The sequence below is a fragment of the Sphingobium cupriresistens LL01 genome (genome assembly GCF_001046645.1).
In the GTDB taxonomy this organism is placed as follows: Bacteria; Pseudomonadota; Alphaproteobacteria; order Sphingomonadales; family Sphingomonadaceae; genus Sphingobium; species Sphingobium cupriresistens.
Window position 1 is genome coordinate 680,212 of record NZ_KQ130435.1, and the last position, 16,264, is coordinate 696,475.

Genomic DNA, 16,264 nt, shown 5'->3' on the forward strand with positions numbered 1-16,264 from the left:
CTTAGCCTTTCCTTTTGGCGGGCTTCACGGCGTGGGCCACGATGATGGCGCTATCGCCATCCGTTACGCTGGGTTCCACGTGAAACGCACCTTGCCATGCCGGACGCGCCGCCTCCAGTTCATTTTGCGCATTTCGTCCCTTGGGCAGCACCCAGAGGCTTTTTTTATCCGAAAGATGGAGCGCCGATTCGAACAATTTGGGCAGCGGCGCATAGGCGCGCGCGCTGATGACGGCGGCATGCAGGGGCGGCACCATTTCGACGCGGCCGCCGAAGACGCGGGCGTGGGTCAAGCCCAGTTCGGCGATCACGCTGTCCAGAAAATCGATCCGCTTGCGCCGGGATTCCACCATCATCAACGGGCGATCGGACAAACAGGCGAGCACGATGCCCGGCAGGCCAGCGCCCGATCCGAGATCGATCCAGTCGCCCTCGCCCGCTTCCTTTGTGTGAAGCAGCAATTGGGCGGAATCGACGATATGCCGCGTCCACACATGGGGACGGGTCGATTCCGCGATCAGATTCTGCTCGTCCATGGCGGACAACAGGATGGCGACATAGCGCTCCAGCTTGCTCCATGTTTCACGTGAAACGTCGTAGTGCGCCGTCAGCCAGGCGCGGGCGTCGTCTTCGGTCACGCCGCTACCCGGCGGACGTGGACGAGGATGGCCGCCAGCGCCGCCGGCGTGATGCCACGGATGCGACCGGCGGCGGCCAGCGTGTCTGGACGGGCGGCGTCGAGGCGCTCGATCATCTCGGTGGACAGTCCGCCGATGGTACGGAAATCGAAATCGGCAGGGATGATGACCCGCTCGTTGCGACGCAATTCGGCAATCTCGCTATCCTGTCGTTGCAGATAGGGGGCGTAATGGGCGTCCTCCCATATTTCGTCGCGCAGGTCGGCGGGCGCGTCGCGCAGGGTCGGCGCGAGCGCGCACAGCAACGCCCGGTCGACTTCGGGAAAGCGCGCCCAGTCGAACAGGCTGCGCCGCGCGCCATCCTGTCGAACTGCCGCGCCCGCCCGCGCCATTTCGCTGGCGGTCCTGGGCTGAGCCAGGTCTGCTTCGATCGCGGCCCGCTGCGTCTGCCGCTCGGTCAATCGGGCAGCGCGATCGGGGCCGATCACCCCATGCGCCAGGCCGATCGGGCCTAGCCGTGTTTCCGCATTGTCGGCGCGCAGGCGCAGCCGATATTCGGCGCGAGCGGTGAGCATGCGATAGGGTTCGGTCACACCCTGCAAAACGAGATCGTCTATCATCACGCCGATATAGGAACTGGCCCGGTCGAGGATCATGGGCGCTTCGCCGCGCGCGCGCGCAGCGGCATTGACACCGGCGATCAATCCCTGCGCCGCCGCCTCCTCATAGCCGGTCGTCCCGTTGATCTGGCCGGCGCAGAACAGGCCAGTCAGCTGGCGTACTTCCAGCGTGGAATCGAGCGCGCGCGGATCGACATGGTCATATTCGACCGCATAGCCCGGCACGGCGATCTCTACCTGCTCCAGCCCCGGCATCGATCGCACCATGGCGACCTGCACGTCGGTTGGCAGCGAGGTGCTGATGCCGTTGGGATAGATGAGCGGGTCGTCCAGCCCTTCCGGCTCCAGAAAAATCTGATGCCCGTCGCGATCGCCGAAGCGCAAGACCTTGTCCTCGATCGACGGGCAATAGCGCGGCCCCCGCCCCTCGATCGCCCCGCTGAACAAGGGTGACCGGTCCATGCCATCACGGATGATCGCATGGGTAGCATCATTCGTGCGGGTGATGGCGCAGGCCAGTTGGGGCAGGATGCGGCCGGTGGACAACGGAGACATCGTCCACGCCTCCCCGTCCGAAGGCTGCGTTTCCAGTCGCGCCCAATCGATGGTGCGGCCGTCCAGACGCGGCGGGGTGCCCGTCTTAAGCCGGGCGATCGGCAGGCCCAGCGCGCGCAACTGTACGCCCAGTGCGCTGGCGGCGCGCTCGCCGATCCGGCCGCCAGTCTCGCGTTCGTCGCCGCGAAAGAGCTTGCCGCCCAGGAAAGTGCCGGTCGCCAGCACCACGGTCGGCGCAGCGATGGTGCGACCATCGGCCAGCGCCACACCGGCGATCGCGTCGCCCGCGATCAGCAGCGCGTCGGCTTCGCCCTCGACAATCTCCAACCCCGCTTGCGCATCAAGCATCCCGTGGATGGCGGCGCGATAGCGTTTACGGTCGGCCTGCACGCGCGGCCCCTGCACGGCGGCGCCCTTGCTGCTGTTGAGCATCCTATAATGAATGGCGGCGGCGTCGGCGGCACGGGCGATCAGTCCGTCGAGCGCATCGACTTCGCGCACCAGATGGCCCTTGCCCAAACCGCCGATCGCCGGGTTGCAGGACATGGCGCCAACCGTATCGCGGGCAAAGGTCAGGAGCGCGATAGACGCGCCCTTGCGCGCCGCCGCAGCGGCCGCCTCGCAGCCGGCATGGCCGCCGCCGACCACGATCACATCATAATGGCTTTGCATGGGCGGCCCATATCAGAGTCAGGGGGGTGGGGTCAAAAGCGTTCCACGTGGAACATGCATCATTTGCCGATGCAGAAGCCCGAAAAGAGACGGTCGAGCATATCTTCGGTCCCCGCCTGCCCGGTCAGCGCATCAATGGTGCCGCGCGCCAGGCGCAAATCTTCAGCAACGACGAGCAGATCCGGTGTCGCGCCAGCCGCGCTGAGATGCGCGTACAACTGTCCAACTTGCTGTCTCTGTCGCGCGTGCAGGGCATAGTCGCCCTCCCCCGGCAGCAGCGCCGCTGCACGTTCCTGAAGCGTAGCGACCAACCTGTCCATGCCCTCGCCGGTGCGGGCGGAAAGGCGCAGGCCGGGCCGACCTGCCTCGGCGCGATCGGATTGGGCCGCAATTAACAAGGCATCGTCGCGGGGCAGGTCGGCCGCATCGCCCAGCCACAGGATGATGTCGGCCGCGTCCAACGCCGCGCGGGCGCGGTCGATGCCGATCGCCTCGATCGCATCGTCCGTCTCGCCGCGCAGGCCGGCGGTGTCGGTGAACAGGAAGGCGGTGCCGCCGATCGCGGCGGGCACCTCGATCCGGTCGCGGGTGGTGCCGGCGACGTCGGACACGATCGCCGCGTCGCGCCCGACCAGCGCATTGAGCAGGGTCGACTTGCCGGCATTGGGCGGCCCGGCCAGGACCACGCGGATGCCGTCGCGCAGCCGCTCTGCGGACGGCGCGGCGAGGATGGCGGCGACATCCTGCGCCAATGCGACGATGCCTGCGCCGATCCGGGTTTCGATCGCGGCGTCGGGCACGTCATCCTCGTCGGAGAAATCGAGCGCGGCTTCGGCCATGGCGGATAGATCCAGTAAGCTCAGTCGCCAGTCGTCGATGCGGCGCGAAAAATGCCCCTCCGCCATGAGCAAGGCGGCGCGCCGCTGGCTCTGGGTTTCGGCGGCGAGCAGGTCGGACAGGCCCTCCACCGCGTTCAAATCCATGCGACCATGGACAAAGGCGCGGCGGGTGAATTCCCCCGCCGCGGCCCGGCGCAATCCGGGCATGGCGGCCAGCGCGCCCTCGACCGCGGCGACCACGGCGCGGCCGCCATGGCAATGGAGTTCGGCCATGTCCTCGCCGGTGACGGTGGCGGGACCGGGCAGCCACAGCAATAGCGCCCGGTCGAGCGGCGCATCGTCGCGCGGGTCTTTCAGCAGCGCCAGGCTGGCGGTGCGGGGGGATGGCAAGCGGCGGGCCAAAGCAGCAAGCGCTGCCCCGGCCCCGACGCCGCTGATCCTTATGACCGCAATCCCCGCCGGCGGCGCACCGCTCGACAGGGCGAAGATCGTGTCGCCGTCGGAACCGGACACAGGCCTATTTCTTGTCGCCGCCGGACATGCCCGCCAGGCCCATATTCATCATCTGCTGGAACAGGCGCATCCCCGCATCACCCATGGGCGAAAAGCTTTTGAACAACGTCTCCATCTGCTCGACATTGGCGACGCCATCGAACCCGTCGAGCATTGTCTTGATATATTTGTCGTGGATGGGGGTGACATCGGGCAGGCCCAGGAAAGAGCGCGCTTCGGCAGGCGTGCAGTCCACGTCTACGGTAACCTTCATGTCGCTGCCCTTTCTTTCGGCCCTTGCATGTTATGCGCGCTGTCATGCCGCAATTGCCCGGACCAACGCAAATTTTTTAACGCGGCGGGCGGTTGCGCCTCGGTCTGGATCGGCCAATATGCGTTCCATTCTCATAGCGGCAAGGATATCGGCATGGGCGACTTCACTTCTATCTCGACATTGGACGGCGACAGGCAATTCGACGCCTATGTGGCGAAACCCGAAGCAGAGGCGAGCGCGGCGATCATCGTCATCCAGGAAATTTTCGGGGTGAATGAGGGGATTCGCGCAAAATGCGATAGCTGGGCCAAGGCCGGCTATGTCGCCTATGCGCCCGACCTGTTCTGGCGGCAGGAGCCGCATGTCGAACTGGATGCCGACGTGCCGGAGGATTTCCAGGCCGCGATCGGCCTGATGCAAAAGCTCAACCAGGATCAGGCCATTCGCGATATCGAAGCGACGATCAAGGCCGCGCGCGCCGCGGCCGGTGGCGGCAAGGTCGGTCTGGTCGGCTATTGCCTGGGCGGGCGGCTGGCCTTCATGAGCGCCTGCCGTACCGATGGCGATGCGTTCGTCGGCTATTATGGCGTCGGCATCGACGGCCTGCTGGGCGAACAACATGCGATCGGCAAGCCGGTGCTGCTGCATGTGCCGACCGCCGACCATTTCGTCCTGCCCGACGCGCAAAAGGCGATGCATGAAGGGCTGGCGGATAATCGTCATGTGACGCTGCATGATTATGCAGGTTTGGATCATGGCTTCGCCGCGGAGATGGGCGAGCGCCGCGACGAAGCCGGCGCGGAACTGGCGGACGGCCGCACCGCCGATTTCTTCGCCGAACATCTCGCCGGATGAGCGGCGCATGGCGCATGGTCGCCCGCAGCCATGGCGGGCCGGGGGTGATCGCGCGCGAGGATTTCGATCCCGGCGCGCCGGGTGAAGGCGAAGTGCTGATCGCGCAGGACGCGGTCGGCCTCAACTTCATCGACACCTATTATCGCACCGGCCTCTATCCCGCGCCCCTGCCCACCCCTTTGGGGTCGGAGGGCGCAGGCCGGGTCGCGGCGGTGGGTCCGGGCGTCACCGGCTTTGCGATCGGCGATGTTGTGGGCTGCGCCAGCGGGCTGGGGTCTTACGCCACCCACCGGATCGTGTCGGCGGACAAGGTGGTGCGGATTCCCGATGGCGTCTCGACTCAGGACGCGGCGGCGATGATGCTCAAGGGCATGACCGCCTGCTATCTGGCCGAAGACACGATCGCGCTCCGGGCCGGGCAGGTCGCGCTGGTTCATGCGGCGGCGGGCGGGGTCGGCTCCGTTCTCGTCCCCTGGCTGCGCGACAAGGGCGTCATCGTCATCGCCCATTGCGGATCGGCCGAAAAAGCCGCAAGCGTGGAGGCCGATCACAGCCTGCATGGCGGTTTCGATGATCTGGCAGCGCGCGTGCGCGACCTGACCGGGGGCCAGGGCGTGGACGTGGTCTATGACGGCATCGGCAAGGATAGTTGGACCGCCTCGCTCGCCAGTCTCAAGCGGCGCGGGCTGATGGTCAGCTATGGCAATGCATCGGGCGCGGTGCCGCCGGTCAGCCTGCTGGACCTGAGCCGCGGCGGGTCTCTCTACGTCACCCGCCCGACCCTGTTCGACTATATCGCCACGCCAGAGTCACTGGCGCATAGTGCGGATCGCCTGTTCGACCGGATGCGGCGCGGCGTGGTGAAGGCGGTGATCGGCCAGCGCTTCGCCCTGAAGGACGCGGCCGAGGCGCACCGCGCGCTGGAGGCGCGGCAGACGATGGGGGCGACGATCCTCATCCCCTGATGCTCTGCTGAAGCACAAAAAAAGGGGGCGGAACCTGTCAGGTTCCGCCCCCTTTTTGCGTGGCCGGCCGTTCAGCCGAACAGCGTCAATATTCCGACCTGATGATCGACAAAGCCTTCATAGATCATCTTCACCGCGACATAGACGATGACGGCGAGGCCGATATAGGCGATCCAGCGGAAGCGCTCGATATATTTGGCGATGATGTTGGCCGCGATGCCCATCAAAGCGACCGACAGAATCAGCCCGATGATGAGGATGCCAGGATGGTCCTTTGCGGCGCCGGCTACGGCCAGCACATTGTCCAGGCTCATGCTGACGTCGGCGACGGCCACGGCCCAGGCGGCTGCGGCGAAGCTCTTGGCCGGACGCAGGCCTGACACATCGTCGTCGCTGGTGTCGCCTGGCGTGTCCCCGCCCCGCTTGGGGTGCAATTCACGCCACATCTTGAAGCTGACCCACAGCAACAGCAGGCCACCGGCCAGGATCAGGCCGACAATCTGCATCAACTGGCTGACCACGAGCGCAAAGGCGATGCGCAGCACCAGCGCGGCGATGATGCCGATCAGGATCACCTTCTTGCGCTGCGCGGCCGGAAGCCCCGCCGCCAGCGCGCCGACGACGATCGCATTGTCGCCAGCCAGAAGAATGTCGATCATCAGCACCTGACCAAAGGCGGCCAGCGCGCTCGGTGAGGTTATATTGCTGAAATCATTGACGATGTGCTGCCAGATATCGGCAGGAGAGCCGAGGCCCTGGGCCGCCGAAGCGGCGGTGGCGATGAGGTCGATCATGGCGGCCTGCTAACGTCCCTATATTTAGGAAAGGAGAAAGCCGGACCATATACATGGCCCGGCTGTCGCGGCAAAATTTATGATGGATCGGGCCGCGATCGGAGGGATCGCGGGCGCCCCTTACTGATTCATGGAGTCGAAGAAATCTTCGTTGGTCTTGCTGTCCTTCATCTTGTCCAGCAGGAATTCCATCGCGTCGATCGTGCCCATCTGCATCAGGATGCGGCGCAGCACCCACATCTTGCTGAGCTTGGCCTTGTCGACCAGCAACTCTTCCTTGCGGGTGCCGGACTTGCCGACGTCCAGCGCGGGGAAGATGCGCTTGTCCGCGACCTTGCGGTCCAGCACGATTTCCGAATTGCCGGTGCCCTTGAACTCTTCGAAGATCACTTCGTCCATACGGCTGCCGGTGTCGATCAGCGCGGTGGCGATGATGGAGAGCGAGCCGCCCTCCTCAATGTTACGCGCCGCGCCGAAGAAGCGCTTGGGCCGCTGCAGCGCATTGGCGTCCACACCGCCGGTCAGCACCTTGCCCGACGAGGGGACGACGGTGTTGTATGCGCGGCCGAGGCGGGTGATCGAATCGAGCAGGATGACGACATCCTTTTTGTGCTCGACCAGGCGCTTGGCCTTTTCGATCACCATTTCGGCGACCTGGACGTGGCGGGTGGCGGGTTCGTCGAAGGTGGAGGACACGACCTCACCCTTCACGCTGCGCTGCATGTCGGTGACTTCTTCCGGGCGCTCGTCGATCAGCAGGACGATCAGGAAGACTTCGGGATGGTTGTCGGTGATCGCCTTGGCGATATTCTGGAGCATCACCGTCTTGCCGACGCGGGGCGGCGCGACGATCAGCGTGCGCTGGCCCTTGCCCTGCGGCGACACGATGTCGATGACGCGGGCCGACTTGTCCTTCTGGGTCGGGTCATAGGGGTCGAGCGTCAGCTTCTGTTCGGGATAGAGCGGCGTCAGATTGTCGAAATTCACGCGATGGCGGACCACATCGGGATCGTCGAAATTGACGGTGTTGAGCTTCACCAACGCGAAATAGCGCTCGCCATCCTTGGGCGCGCGGATTTCGCCATCCACCGTATCGCCGGTGCGCAGGCCGAAGCGGCGCACCTGATTGGGCGAGACATAAATATCGTCTGGACCGGCCAAAAAGTTCGCTTCGGGGCTGCGCAGAAAGCCGAAGCCGTCGGGCAGCACCTCGATCGTGCCCTCGCCCATGATCTGCTCGCCATTTTCAGCCTCGGCCTTCAGGATCGCAAACATCAGATCCTGCTTGCGCAGCGTCGATGCGCTTTCGACGCCCAGCTCTTCGGCCATGGTGACCAAGTCTGCGGGCGCTGTTTTCTTGAGGTCCTTGAGGTGCATTGCGAATCGGTCCGATGGCGAGAGGGTAAAGTAGGGCTGAAAGGGGAAGGATTGCGAACCAGGCAGGACGCCGGTCGAGTCCCGTTCCGAACGGAAGGGCGCTATCATTTGGCGTTTAGCGATCGGCCCATGGTCAAGTCAAGACATGATAGCAGGCCGCAGCGGCGGAAAATCGCCTTTCCACCGCAATTCGCGCCGGGCGGTGCCGCTGGTGCGACCATGGCCTTCCATGGTATAAGCGAGGCATAAAATGGAAGGATGAGGATATGGGACGGCTCCTTCTCTGCATGAGGATGTTGCTGGGGTTCGCGCTGGCGATCGGCGATCCTGCGCTGGCCACTCAGGATGCGTCCCTGCCCGCCCCTGCGATCCTCGATCCCGACGTGCCGCCGACGGTCGTCCAGACCGGTCCCGCGCTGGACGCACGGGTGACCATCCCGATTTCGATCGACGGCAAGGGGCCGTGGAACTTCATCATCGACACCGGATCGCAGCGCACCGTGATCGCGCGCGATCTGGCGCAGGAGCTGGCGCTGTCGCCGCGCGCCAATGTCACGATCATCAGCATGACCGGCCGGTCGGAAGCCGGGACGGTCGCGGTGCCGCGGCTGGGCTTTGGTGGCGGCACCATCGAGGATATCGAGGCGCCGGTGCTGGAAGGCGAACATCTGGGCGCGCCGGGCCTATTGGGGCTGGACAGTTTGCACGCGAAGCGGCTGACGCTGGATTTCCGCACCGGCCGGATGGAAATCAGCGGCAGCAACCCCCGCCGTCGGCTGTCGGCCGATCCCGATGCCATCGTGGTGGAGGCGCGGCGCAAGCGGGGTCAGCTGATCCTGCTCGATTCCGAAGTCAACGGGATGCGGGTCAACATCATGCTCGACACCGGCACCAATTTCAGCATCGGCAATATCGCGCTGCGCGACAAGCTGATGGCGAAGAAGCGCGCCCCCGCGATGATGACGGCGGCGCTGACCAGCGTCACTGGTGGCACGCTGACGGGGCAGGTCGGGCGGATCAAGTCGGTGCGCATGGGCCGCGTCAATCTGATCGACGTGCCCGTGCTGTTCGCCGACGCCAGCCCCTTTGCCGAACTGGGGATGCAGGACAAGCCGGCGCTGCTGCTGGGCATCAGCGCGCTTAAGATTTTCGACCGGGTGGCGATCGATTTCGGCCGGGGGAAGGTCGACTTCCTGCTGCCCGACGGCAGCGCGCTCGACAAGACGCGCTTCGCCGCCAATGACGAGGTGAAGGGTTAGGCTCAGGGGTTGGGCGACGGGCGTGGTGCAGGCGTCGGCCTCTGCTGGCGATCGCGGCCCAGCACATTGTCGATCCATTGCTGGTCGATGCGCGGCGGTTGCGGTCGGTCCTGCCTCGGCCGGTCTTCTGGATCGACCTCCATCTGCGGATCATCGCTCCCGGCTTCATAGGAATCGGCGCGCGGCCGTTCGATCGGCAGGCCATTCTCATCGACCATCATGCCGCCGCCCCTGCCGCCATCGATGCCGTTGTCGGGGCCGCCATAATAGGCTTCCTCGTCCGGCTCCAACTGCCATTCGGGCAGGGTCACCTGGGTTTCGAACTGCTCCACCGGCCGCTTGGAGACGGCGACCTTCATATAATCGGCGAAGGCGTGGGCCGGCGCCCGCCCGCCTTGCAGTCCGCCGACCGCCTTGGCGTCGTCGCGTCCCATCCATACGCCGGTCGTGATGCCGCTGGAAAAGCCCAGGAAATAGCCATCCTTGTTGCTGGTCGTGGTGCCGGTCTTGCCCGCCACCGGGCGGCCGATCTGCGCCGCCTTGCCGGTGCCGGTGCTGACCGCCGTCTGCATCAGGTCGGTCATGCCGGCGGCGACCCAGGGCGCGACCAGCACGCGGCTGGTGTCGTCCTGGTGGCTGTAGAGCATCCGGCCGTCGGCGGTCGTAACCTTGGTAATGCCATAGGGCGTCACCGCAATGCCCTTGCGCGCGATCGAGGCGGCGGCGCGGGTCATGTCGATCAGGCGCACGTCGGACGTGCCCAGCACCATGGAAGGGTGGGTGTTGACCGGCGTCGTGATACCGAACCGGCGGGCCATGTCGGCGACGGTCGGGAAGCCGACCTCGACGCCCAGCTTCGCAGCGACCGTGTTGATCGAATAGGCGAAGGCGGTGCGGATATCGATGTCGCCGGAAAAGCGGCCCGAACTGTTGCGCGGCGACCAGCCATTGATCGTCACCGGCTCGTCGGTCACGCCGGTATCGGGCGTATAGCCTGCCTCCAGCGCCGCCATATAAACGAAAATCTTCCAGGCGGACCCCGGCTGGCGCGTCGCGGTGGTGGCGCGATTATAGTTGGATGTCACATAATCGAGGCCGCCGACCATCGCCCGCACAGCGCCGTCGCGGTCCAGGCTGACCAGCGCCCCTTGCGTGCCGGACGGGACATTGGCCTGGATCGCTGTCGTCGCGGCCTTCTGCATATTGAGGTCGATGGTGGTATAGACTTCCAGCGGCTCGTTCGGCTCGTCGATCAGCAGGTCGAGTTGGGGCAGCGCCCAGTCGGTGAAATAGCGCACGCTGTTCTGCGGAGCTTCGGGCGCCAGCTTGACATTCTGGATGTCGGCGTCAGCCCGCTGCGAAGCGGAAATCACGCCATTTTCCTGCATCAGGTCCAGCACCACCCCGGCGCGGCCGATCGCCGCGTCCGCGTCGGCGGTGGGGGAATAGCTGGACGGCGCCTTGACCAGCCCGGCGACGATCGCGGCTTCGGGCAGGTCCAGGCTGGTGGCGGGGTGGCCGAAAAATTTGCGGCTGGCCGCGTCGATGCCATAGGCGCCGCCGCCGAAATAGACCTTGTTCAGATAGAGTTCGAGGATCTGCCGCTTGGAGAATTTGCGCTCCAGCGCCAGCGCCAGCACCATTTCGCGGATCTTGCGGCCGAAACTATAGCTGTTGTTGAGAAAGATGTTGCGCGTCACCTGCTGGGTGATGGTCGATGCGCCCTGCCAGCGACGGCCCGATCCGCGTCGTTCCACCGCGACCCAGGCGGCGCGCGCCATGCCGATCGGATCGACGCCGGGGTGCAGGTAGAAACGCTTGTCCTCGGTCGACACCATCGCGTCGATCATGACCTGCGGAATCTGGTCATAATCCATCCAGCGTCCGAAACTCGGCCCCAACGACACGATGACGCTGCCGTCTGCGGCATGAACGCGGATCATCTGGCCGTTGGGGGAGGATTTCAGGCTGTCATAACTGGGCAGCGACTGCATCGCGATCACCACAGCGATCACCACCGCCAGTAGGCCCGCCACCGCCGCCGCGAGGCCGATCTTCAGCCCGCGCAGCATCCATGTCTTCGCGCGGCCACGCGGCGCGCCCTTGCTCTTGCCTGATCCTGCCATTTGTGCCGCCCCGGATACGCGCTAATCCCGGCCCCTGCCAGCGCAAATCATGCGTCCGGCGCGGAAAAAGACCGTCGCGCCTTCCATGGAGAGCGGCGCTTTACCGGGAATGAATAAGACGACCCCGCTGGTTCGAAACGAACGGATGTAGGCCGTTACGCCTCTTCGTCGCGCGGCTTGAAGTCCAGGCTGGCGCTGTTCATGCAATAGCGCAGGCCGTTGACGCCCGGCCCGTCAGGGAAGACATGGCCCAGATGGCCCTCGCAGGTCGCGCAGCGCACTTCGGTGCGGACCATGCCGTGGCTGGCGTCGCGAATCTCCTCGACCGCGTCGATATCCACCGGCGCGGTGAAGCTGGGCCAGCCCGATCCGCTGTCATATTTTTCTTCCGCGTCGAACAGTTCCGCGCCGCATCCGGCGCAATAATAGACGCCGTCGGCCTTGTTGCCATTATAGGGGCCGGTGAAGGCCCGTTCCGTGCCGGCTTCGCGCAGCACATGATATTGTTCGGGGGAAAGGCGCGCGCGCCATTCGGCTTCGCTCAGGTTCAGCTTGTCCATGACCGCAATATGGCCCCGGCGGACCGGGGGTTCAAGCCTTCGGATTCAGACCCGCTCGCGCGCTGCCTGCCGCGCGATCGTCAGCAATTCGTGGCGGACCATCAGGTCGCCCAGCCCCCGGCCCGACCGCGTGGCGCGCTCCGCATCCAGCAGCCGTTGCAGCACGCGGGCGATGCCGGGCGCATCCCATTGCCGCACCTGACGCGACACCAGCCCCTTTTCCTTCCAGAATACCGCCTTGCCCGCCGCCTCGACCGCGCCGTCCAGCCGGCCGCTCGCGTCGAACTCGGTGCGGATATGGGCGATCAGCATCGCGCGGTTCAGCAGCGGCCGGATGACCGAGGCCATCGCCGTGCCGGTTTCGCTGAGGCTGGTGAGTTCGCGGTGCATGGCTTTCAGGTCGCCGCCCAGCACGGCGTTGACCAGCGGGCCGACCTCCGTATCGGGATTGTCGGCGGACAGCGCGTCGAGCGCCTCCGCCGTCGCTTCGCGCGGGCGGTCGGGCGCGGCGTCGAGATAGAGGATCAGTTTCTCGATCTCGCCGGTCATCAGCGCGCGGTCGCCATTGGCCAGGTCGACGATGCGGCGGGCGAGGTCGGATGGCAGGCGCAGCCCGCCGTCGCGCGCGATGCCGACTGCGATCTGTTCCGATTCGCGCGCGTCGGGCTGGTAGGAGATACAGGCCATCACCGCCTTGTGATCCAGCGCCAGCTTGACAAGCTTCGACGTGGCTTTCAGCGCGCCGGCGACCGCGATCACCGGGTTGCCGGCGGCTTCCGCCTCCAGCAGGGCGGTCAGCGCCGGGACCGATTCCTCGCCCATGCCGCTGATGCGAATCCAGCGTTTGTCGCCGAACATGGAAAAGGATGCGGCTTCGTCGGACAGCCGGGCGGGATCGTCCTTCAGCGTCGCGCCGTCCAGGTCGACCCGCTCGGCCTGCGGCCCCATGGCGCGCTCCAGCCGTTTCGCCAGCGACTGGCTGCCCGCTTCGTCCGGGCCATAGAGCAGGAAGAAGCGGATATCCGCCGAAGCGCCCTGACCCGGCGCGTCGAGCGCCCGTTCGATCTGGCCGCGATTGGCCTTCAAGGATTCGCGGCCTTGCGCGAATAGAGCGCCAGCCGGGTGACGATCTGGTCCGCCACCGTCTGCGACAGCCGTTCCAGCGCCGTGTCTTCGGCCGCGATCGTGGCATATTCGCTCGACGTGACATCGATGCCCGCATCGGACCCGGCGGTATCGTCCAGCAACTGCGCGCCGGTGGTTTCATCCACCAGTTGATAACGCGCCCGCAACGTGCGCCGCTCGCGCGTGATCGCGGCATCGGACCGCAGGCCAAAGCCGCTGATATCGTCGTCCAGCTTCACCACCAATTTGTAGCGCGGACCCGATCCGCTGCGCATCGCCGAAAGCCGGTCGTTCAGCGCGTTGCGCACCAGCCAGCCGCCCTTGCCCTCGATCGGTTCGACCGTGACATTGCCCAGAGCCTGCGCCACCGCGCCCTGCCCGCCACCGCCATAAACGGGGCGCAGCCCGCAAGCGGAGAGGAGCAACGGGATGGCGAGCAGGGGCAGGATGCGCTTCATGGGTGAGACCTTTAACCGTTCGGGCTGAGCTTGTCGAAGCCCCTTCCTGCCTTCCAGGCCGTTTTAGAAGACGATATTCACCAGCCGGTCGGGCACCACGATGATCTTCTTGGGCGTCGCGCCGTCGAGGATGCGCACGACGTTCGGAGCGGCCAGCGCCAGCCGTTCCAGTTCGTCCTTCGCCGTCCCTTTGGGCACGGTGATGGTGTCGCGCAGCTTGCCCATCACCTGGCAGGCGATAGTGACTTCATCGTCCACCAGCAGCGCGGGATCGACCGGCGGCCAGGCGGCGTCGGCGATCAGGCCTTCTCCACCCATCTCCGCCCAGCCTTCTTCGGCCAGATGCGGGGTCATCGGTGCGACCAGCAGGGCGAGTCCGCGGATCGCGGCGGTGCGCGACGCGGACGGCTTGGCCTTCTCGATCGCGTTGGTGAGTTCGTAGATTTTGGCGACGGCCTTGTTGAAGCCCAGCGCCTCGATATCCCGCGCGACGCCATCGACGGTCTGGTGCAGCTTGCGGTCCAGCGCTTTGTCCTGGCCCTCGGCGCTTGCATCGCAGTCGCCAAACAGCCGCCAGACGCGGTTGACGAAGCGCCAACTGCCTTCGATCCCGGCCTCGGTCCAGGGCAGGTCGCGTTCGGGCGGGCTGTCCGACAACATGAACCAGCGCACCGCGTCCGCGCCATATTGGGCGATGATGTCGTCGGGATCGACGACATTCTTCTTGGACTTGGACATTTTGATCACGCGGCCGACTTCGACCGGCGCAGCGTCGGCGATCAGCGTCGCCCCCTCGGACGTCCGGTCGATCTCGCCCGGCGCGAAATAGACAGGGGGCAGGCCCTCGCCCTGTTCGCGGCTATACGTCTCATGCGTCACCATCCCCTGCGTGAACAGGCCGGTGAACGGCTCGGCAAAGCCCAACTGCCCCATATGCTGGAGGGCGCGGGTCCAGAAGCGGGCATAGAGGAGATGCAGGATCGCATGTTCCACGCCGCCGATATACTGCCCGACCGGCAGCCATTTTTCGACTGTCTTCCGATCGAACGGCTTGTCCGACGGCTGGCTGGCGAAGCGGATGAAATACCAGCTCGAATCGGCGAAGGTATCGAGCGTATCGGTTTCGCGCACCGCCGGCTGGCCGCAGCTTGGGCAGTCGATATGTTTCCAGGTCGGATGGCGGTCCAGCGGATTGCCCGGCACGTCGAACGTGATGTCTTCGGGCAGGATGACCGGCAACTGTTCCTTGGGCACGCCCACCGGGCCGCACGTCGCGCAATGGATGACCGGGATCGGCGTGCCCCAGTAACGCTGGCGCGACACGCCCCAGTCGCGCAGCCGGAACACGGTCTTGCCCGCGCCCCAGCCTTCCGATTCGGCCCGCGCGATGACGGCGGCCTTGGCCGCGTCCACGCTCATCCCGTCCAGGAAACGCGAGTTCACCAACTTGCCGGGGCCGGTATAGGCCTCGTCATGGATCGGCGTGTCGGCTTCGCCTTCTGGCGCAACAACACGTTCGACCGGCAGCATATATTTGCGCGCAAAGTCCAGGTCGCGCTGGTCGTGCGCGGGCACGCCCATGACCGCGCCGGTGCCATAGTCCATCAGCACGAAATTGGCGATGAACACAGGCAGGTGCCAGTCGGGATCGAACGGATGCACGACGCTCAGGCCGGTGTCGAAGCCCAGCTTCTCCGCCGTTTCCAGCTCGGCAGCGGTGGTGCCGCCTGCCTTGCATTGTTCGATGAACGCGACCGCTTGCGGGTTGGTCGCGGCGACCGCCTGCGCGATCGGATGGTCTGCCGCGATCGCGACGAAGCTCGCCCCGAAAATCGTGTCGGGCCGGGTCGAATAGACGTCGATCCGGCTGTCGAACGGCGCGACCGGCTCGAAGTGAAATTGCAGGCCGACCGACTTGCCGATCCAGTTTTCCTGCATCAGCTTCACCTTGTCCGGCCACTGGTCCAGCGTGGCCAGGCCCGCAACCAGATCGTCGGCGAACTGGGTGATTTTGAGGAACCACTGGGACAGCTTGCGCTTCTCGACCAGCGCGCCCGACCGCCAGCCGCGTCCGTCGATCACCTGCTCGTTGGCTAGCACCGTCATATCGACCGGGTCCCAATTGACCGCCGATTCCTTGCGATAGACCAGGCCCGCTTCCAGCATGTCCAGGAACAGCGCTTGTTCATGGCCATAATAGTCCGGCTCGCAGGTGGCGAGTTCGCGGCTCCAGTCGATCGCAAAGCCCAGCTTTTTGAGCTGCGCGCGCATATTGGCGATGTTGGACCGCGTCCATTCGCCCGGATGGACCTTCTTTTCCATCGCCGCATTTTCGGCCGGCATCCCGAACGCGTCCCAGCCCATCGGATGCAGCACTTCATGCCCCGTCATCCGGCGGAATCGCGCCAGCACGTCGCCCATCGAATAATTGCGGACATGCCCAATATGGATGCGCCCCGACGGATAGGGGAACATCTCCAGCACATAGCTGCGCGGCTTGGACGATGCGTCGTCGGCCTTGAAACTCTGCCGTTCGTCCCAGGTCGCCTGCCAGCGGGCGTCGGCCTCAAGCGGGTTGAAGCGCCTCTGCATGTCATGTCCTTACAAATGCGATCGGGCTGGGCCTTTCCAAGCCCAGCCCCGATAGGTCAGAAAA

14 protein-coding genes are annotated in these 16,264 nt (G+C 65.4%); 3 read left to right on the forward strand and 11 right to left on the reverse strand.

Annotation, left to right across the window (positions count from 1 at the left end):
• Position 1: 1 nt before the first annotated feature.
• The 4 genes from rsmG to V473_RS16415 are packed head-to-tail and all read right to left on the reverse strand — an operon-like array spanning position 2 to position 4,089.
• Complete coding sequence (gene rsmG / locus V473_RS16400) at positions 2 to 637, reverse strand: 16S rRNA (guanine(527)-N(7))-methyltransferase RsmG (RefSeq protein WP_066607269.1); 636 nt, start codon at positions 635 to 637, stop codon at positions 2 to 4.
• The gene (gene mnmG, locus V473_RS16405; RefSeq protein ID WP_066607273.1) at positions 634 to 2,484 is read right to left on the reverse strand and encodes a tRNA uridine-5-carboxymethylaminomethyl(34) synthesis enzyme MnmG; all 1,851 of its coding nucleotides are present in this window, start codon (positions 2,482 to 2,484) and stop codon (positions 634 to 636) included. The genes rsmG and mnmG overlap by 4 nt, the downstream gene beginning before the upstream one ends.
• A 59-nt stretch (positions 2,485 to 2,543) precedes the next feature.
• A complete protein-coding gene (gene mnmE / locus V473_RS16410) occupies positions 2,544 to 3,836 on the reverse strand; it encodes a tRNA uridine-5-carboxymethylaminomethyl(34) synthesis GTPase MnmE (RefSeq protein ID WP_066607274.1) in 1,293 nt (430 codons plus the stop codon).
• Between the two features lie 4 nt (positions 3,837 to 3,840).
• A complete protein-coding gene (locus V473_RS16415; RefSeq protein ID WP_066607277.1) occupies positions 3,841 to 4,089 on the reverse strand; it encodes a DUF6489 family protein in 249 nt (82 codons plus the stop codon).
• Positions 4,090 to 4,242: 153 nt separating this feature from the next.
• Here V473_RS16415 and V473_RS16420 point away from each other — a divergent pair, with 153 nt between their 5' ends.
• Both V473_RS16420 and V473_RS16425 read left to right on the forward strand, forming a co-directional pair.
• A complete protein-coding gene (locus V473_RS16420) occupies positions 4,243 to 4,944 on the forward strand; it encodes a dienelactone hydrolase family protein (protein WP_066607570.1) in 702 nt (233 codons plus the stop codon).
• Positions 4,941 to 5,909, forward strand: coding sequence for a quinone oxidoreductase family protein (locus tag V473_RS16425; protein WP_201785534.1), 969 nt, complete (start codon positions 4,941 to 4,943; stop codon positions 5,907 to 5,909). The genes V473_RS16420 and V473_RS16425 overlap by 4 nt, the downstream gene beginning before the upstream one ends.
• Before the next feature lie 71 nt (positions 5,910 to 5,980).
• Here the strand turns inward: V473_RS16425 and V473_RS16430 are convergent, their stop codons facing one another.
• Entirely contained in the window at positions 5,981 to 6,703 is a 723-nt protein-coding gene (locus V473_RS16430) for a YjbE family putative metal transport protein (RefSeq protein ID WP_066607279.1), read from the reverse strand.
• Between the two features lie 120 nt (positions 6,704 to 6,823).
• Complete coding sequence (gene rho / locus V473_RS16435; protein WP_066607284.1) at positions 6,824 to 8,080, reverse strand: transcription termination factor Rho; 1,257 nt, start codon at positions 8,078 to 8,080, stop codon at positions 6,824 to 6,826.
• A gap of 266 nt (positions 8,081 to 8,346) precedes the next feature.
• On the opposite strand from rho, the gene V473_RS16440 reads away from it, so the two are divergent.
• Positions 8,347 to 9,339: a retroviral-like aspartic protease family protein gene (locus V473_RS16440; protein WP_066607285.1), complete on the forward strand. Its 993-nt coding sequence runs from the start codon at positions 8,347 to 8,349 to the stop codon at positions 9,337 to 9,339.
• Positions 9,340 to 9,341: 2 nt separating this feature from the next.
• Here V473_RS16440 and V473_RS16445 read toward each other — a convergent pair whose 3' ends face one another.
• The 5 genes from V473_RS16445 to leuS form a co-directional block, all read right to left on the reverse strand.
• Complete coding sequence (locus tag V473_RS16445; protein WP_066607288.1) at positions 9,342 to 11,465, reverse strand: transglycosylase domain-containing protein; 2,124 nt, start codon at positions 11,463 to 11,465, stop codon at positions 9,342 to 9,344.
• Positions 11,466 to 11,620: 155 nt separating this feature from the next.
• On the reverse strand, positions 11,621 to 12,025 hold the full coding sequence (gene msrB / locus V473_RS16450) for a peptide-methionine (R)-S-oxide reductase MsrB (protein ID WP_066607291.1): 405 nt from the start codon (positions 12,023 to 12,025) through the stop codon (positions 11,621 to 11,623).
• A gap of 45 nt (positions 12,026 to 12,070) precedes the next feature.
• Positions 12,071 to 13,111 (reverse strand): DNA polymerase III subunit delta, encoded by a 1,041-nt coding sequence (gene holA, locus V473_RS16455; protein ID WP_066607294.1) that lies wholly within the window; start codon positions 13,109 to 13,111, stop codon positions 12,071 to 12,073.
• Positions 13,108 to 13,608, reverse strand: a complete 501-nt coding sequence (lptE, locus tag V473_RS16460) for an LPS assembly lipoprotein LptE (RefSeq protein WP_066607296.1) — start codon at positions 13,606 to 13,608, stop codon at positions 13,108 to 13,110. Before lptE ends, holA begins: the two co-directional genes overlap by 4 nt.
• A 63-nt stretch (positions 13,609 to 13,671) precedes the next feature.
• Positions 13,672 to 16,200 (reverse strand): leucine--tRNA ligase, encoded by a 2,529-nt coding sequence (gene leuS / locus V473_RS16465; RefSeq protein WP_066607299.1) that lies wholly within the window; start codon positions 16,198 to 16,200, stop codon positions 13,672 to 13,674.
• Between the last annotated feature and the right edge of the window lie 64 nt (positions 16,201 to 16,264).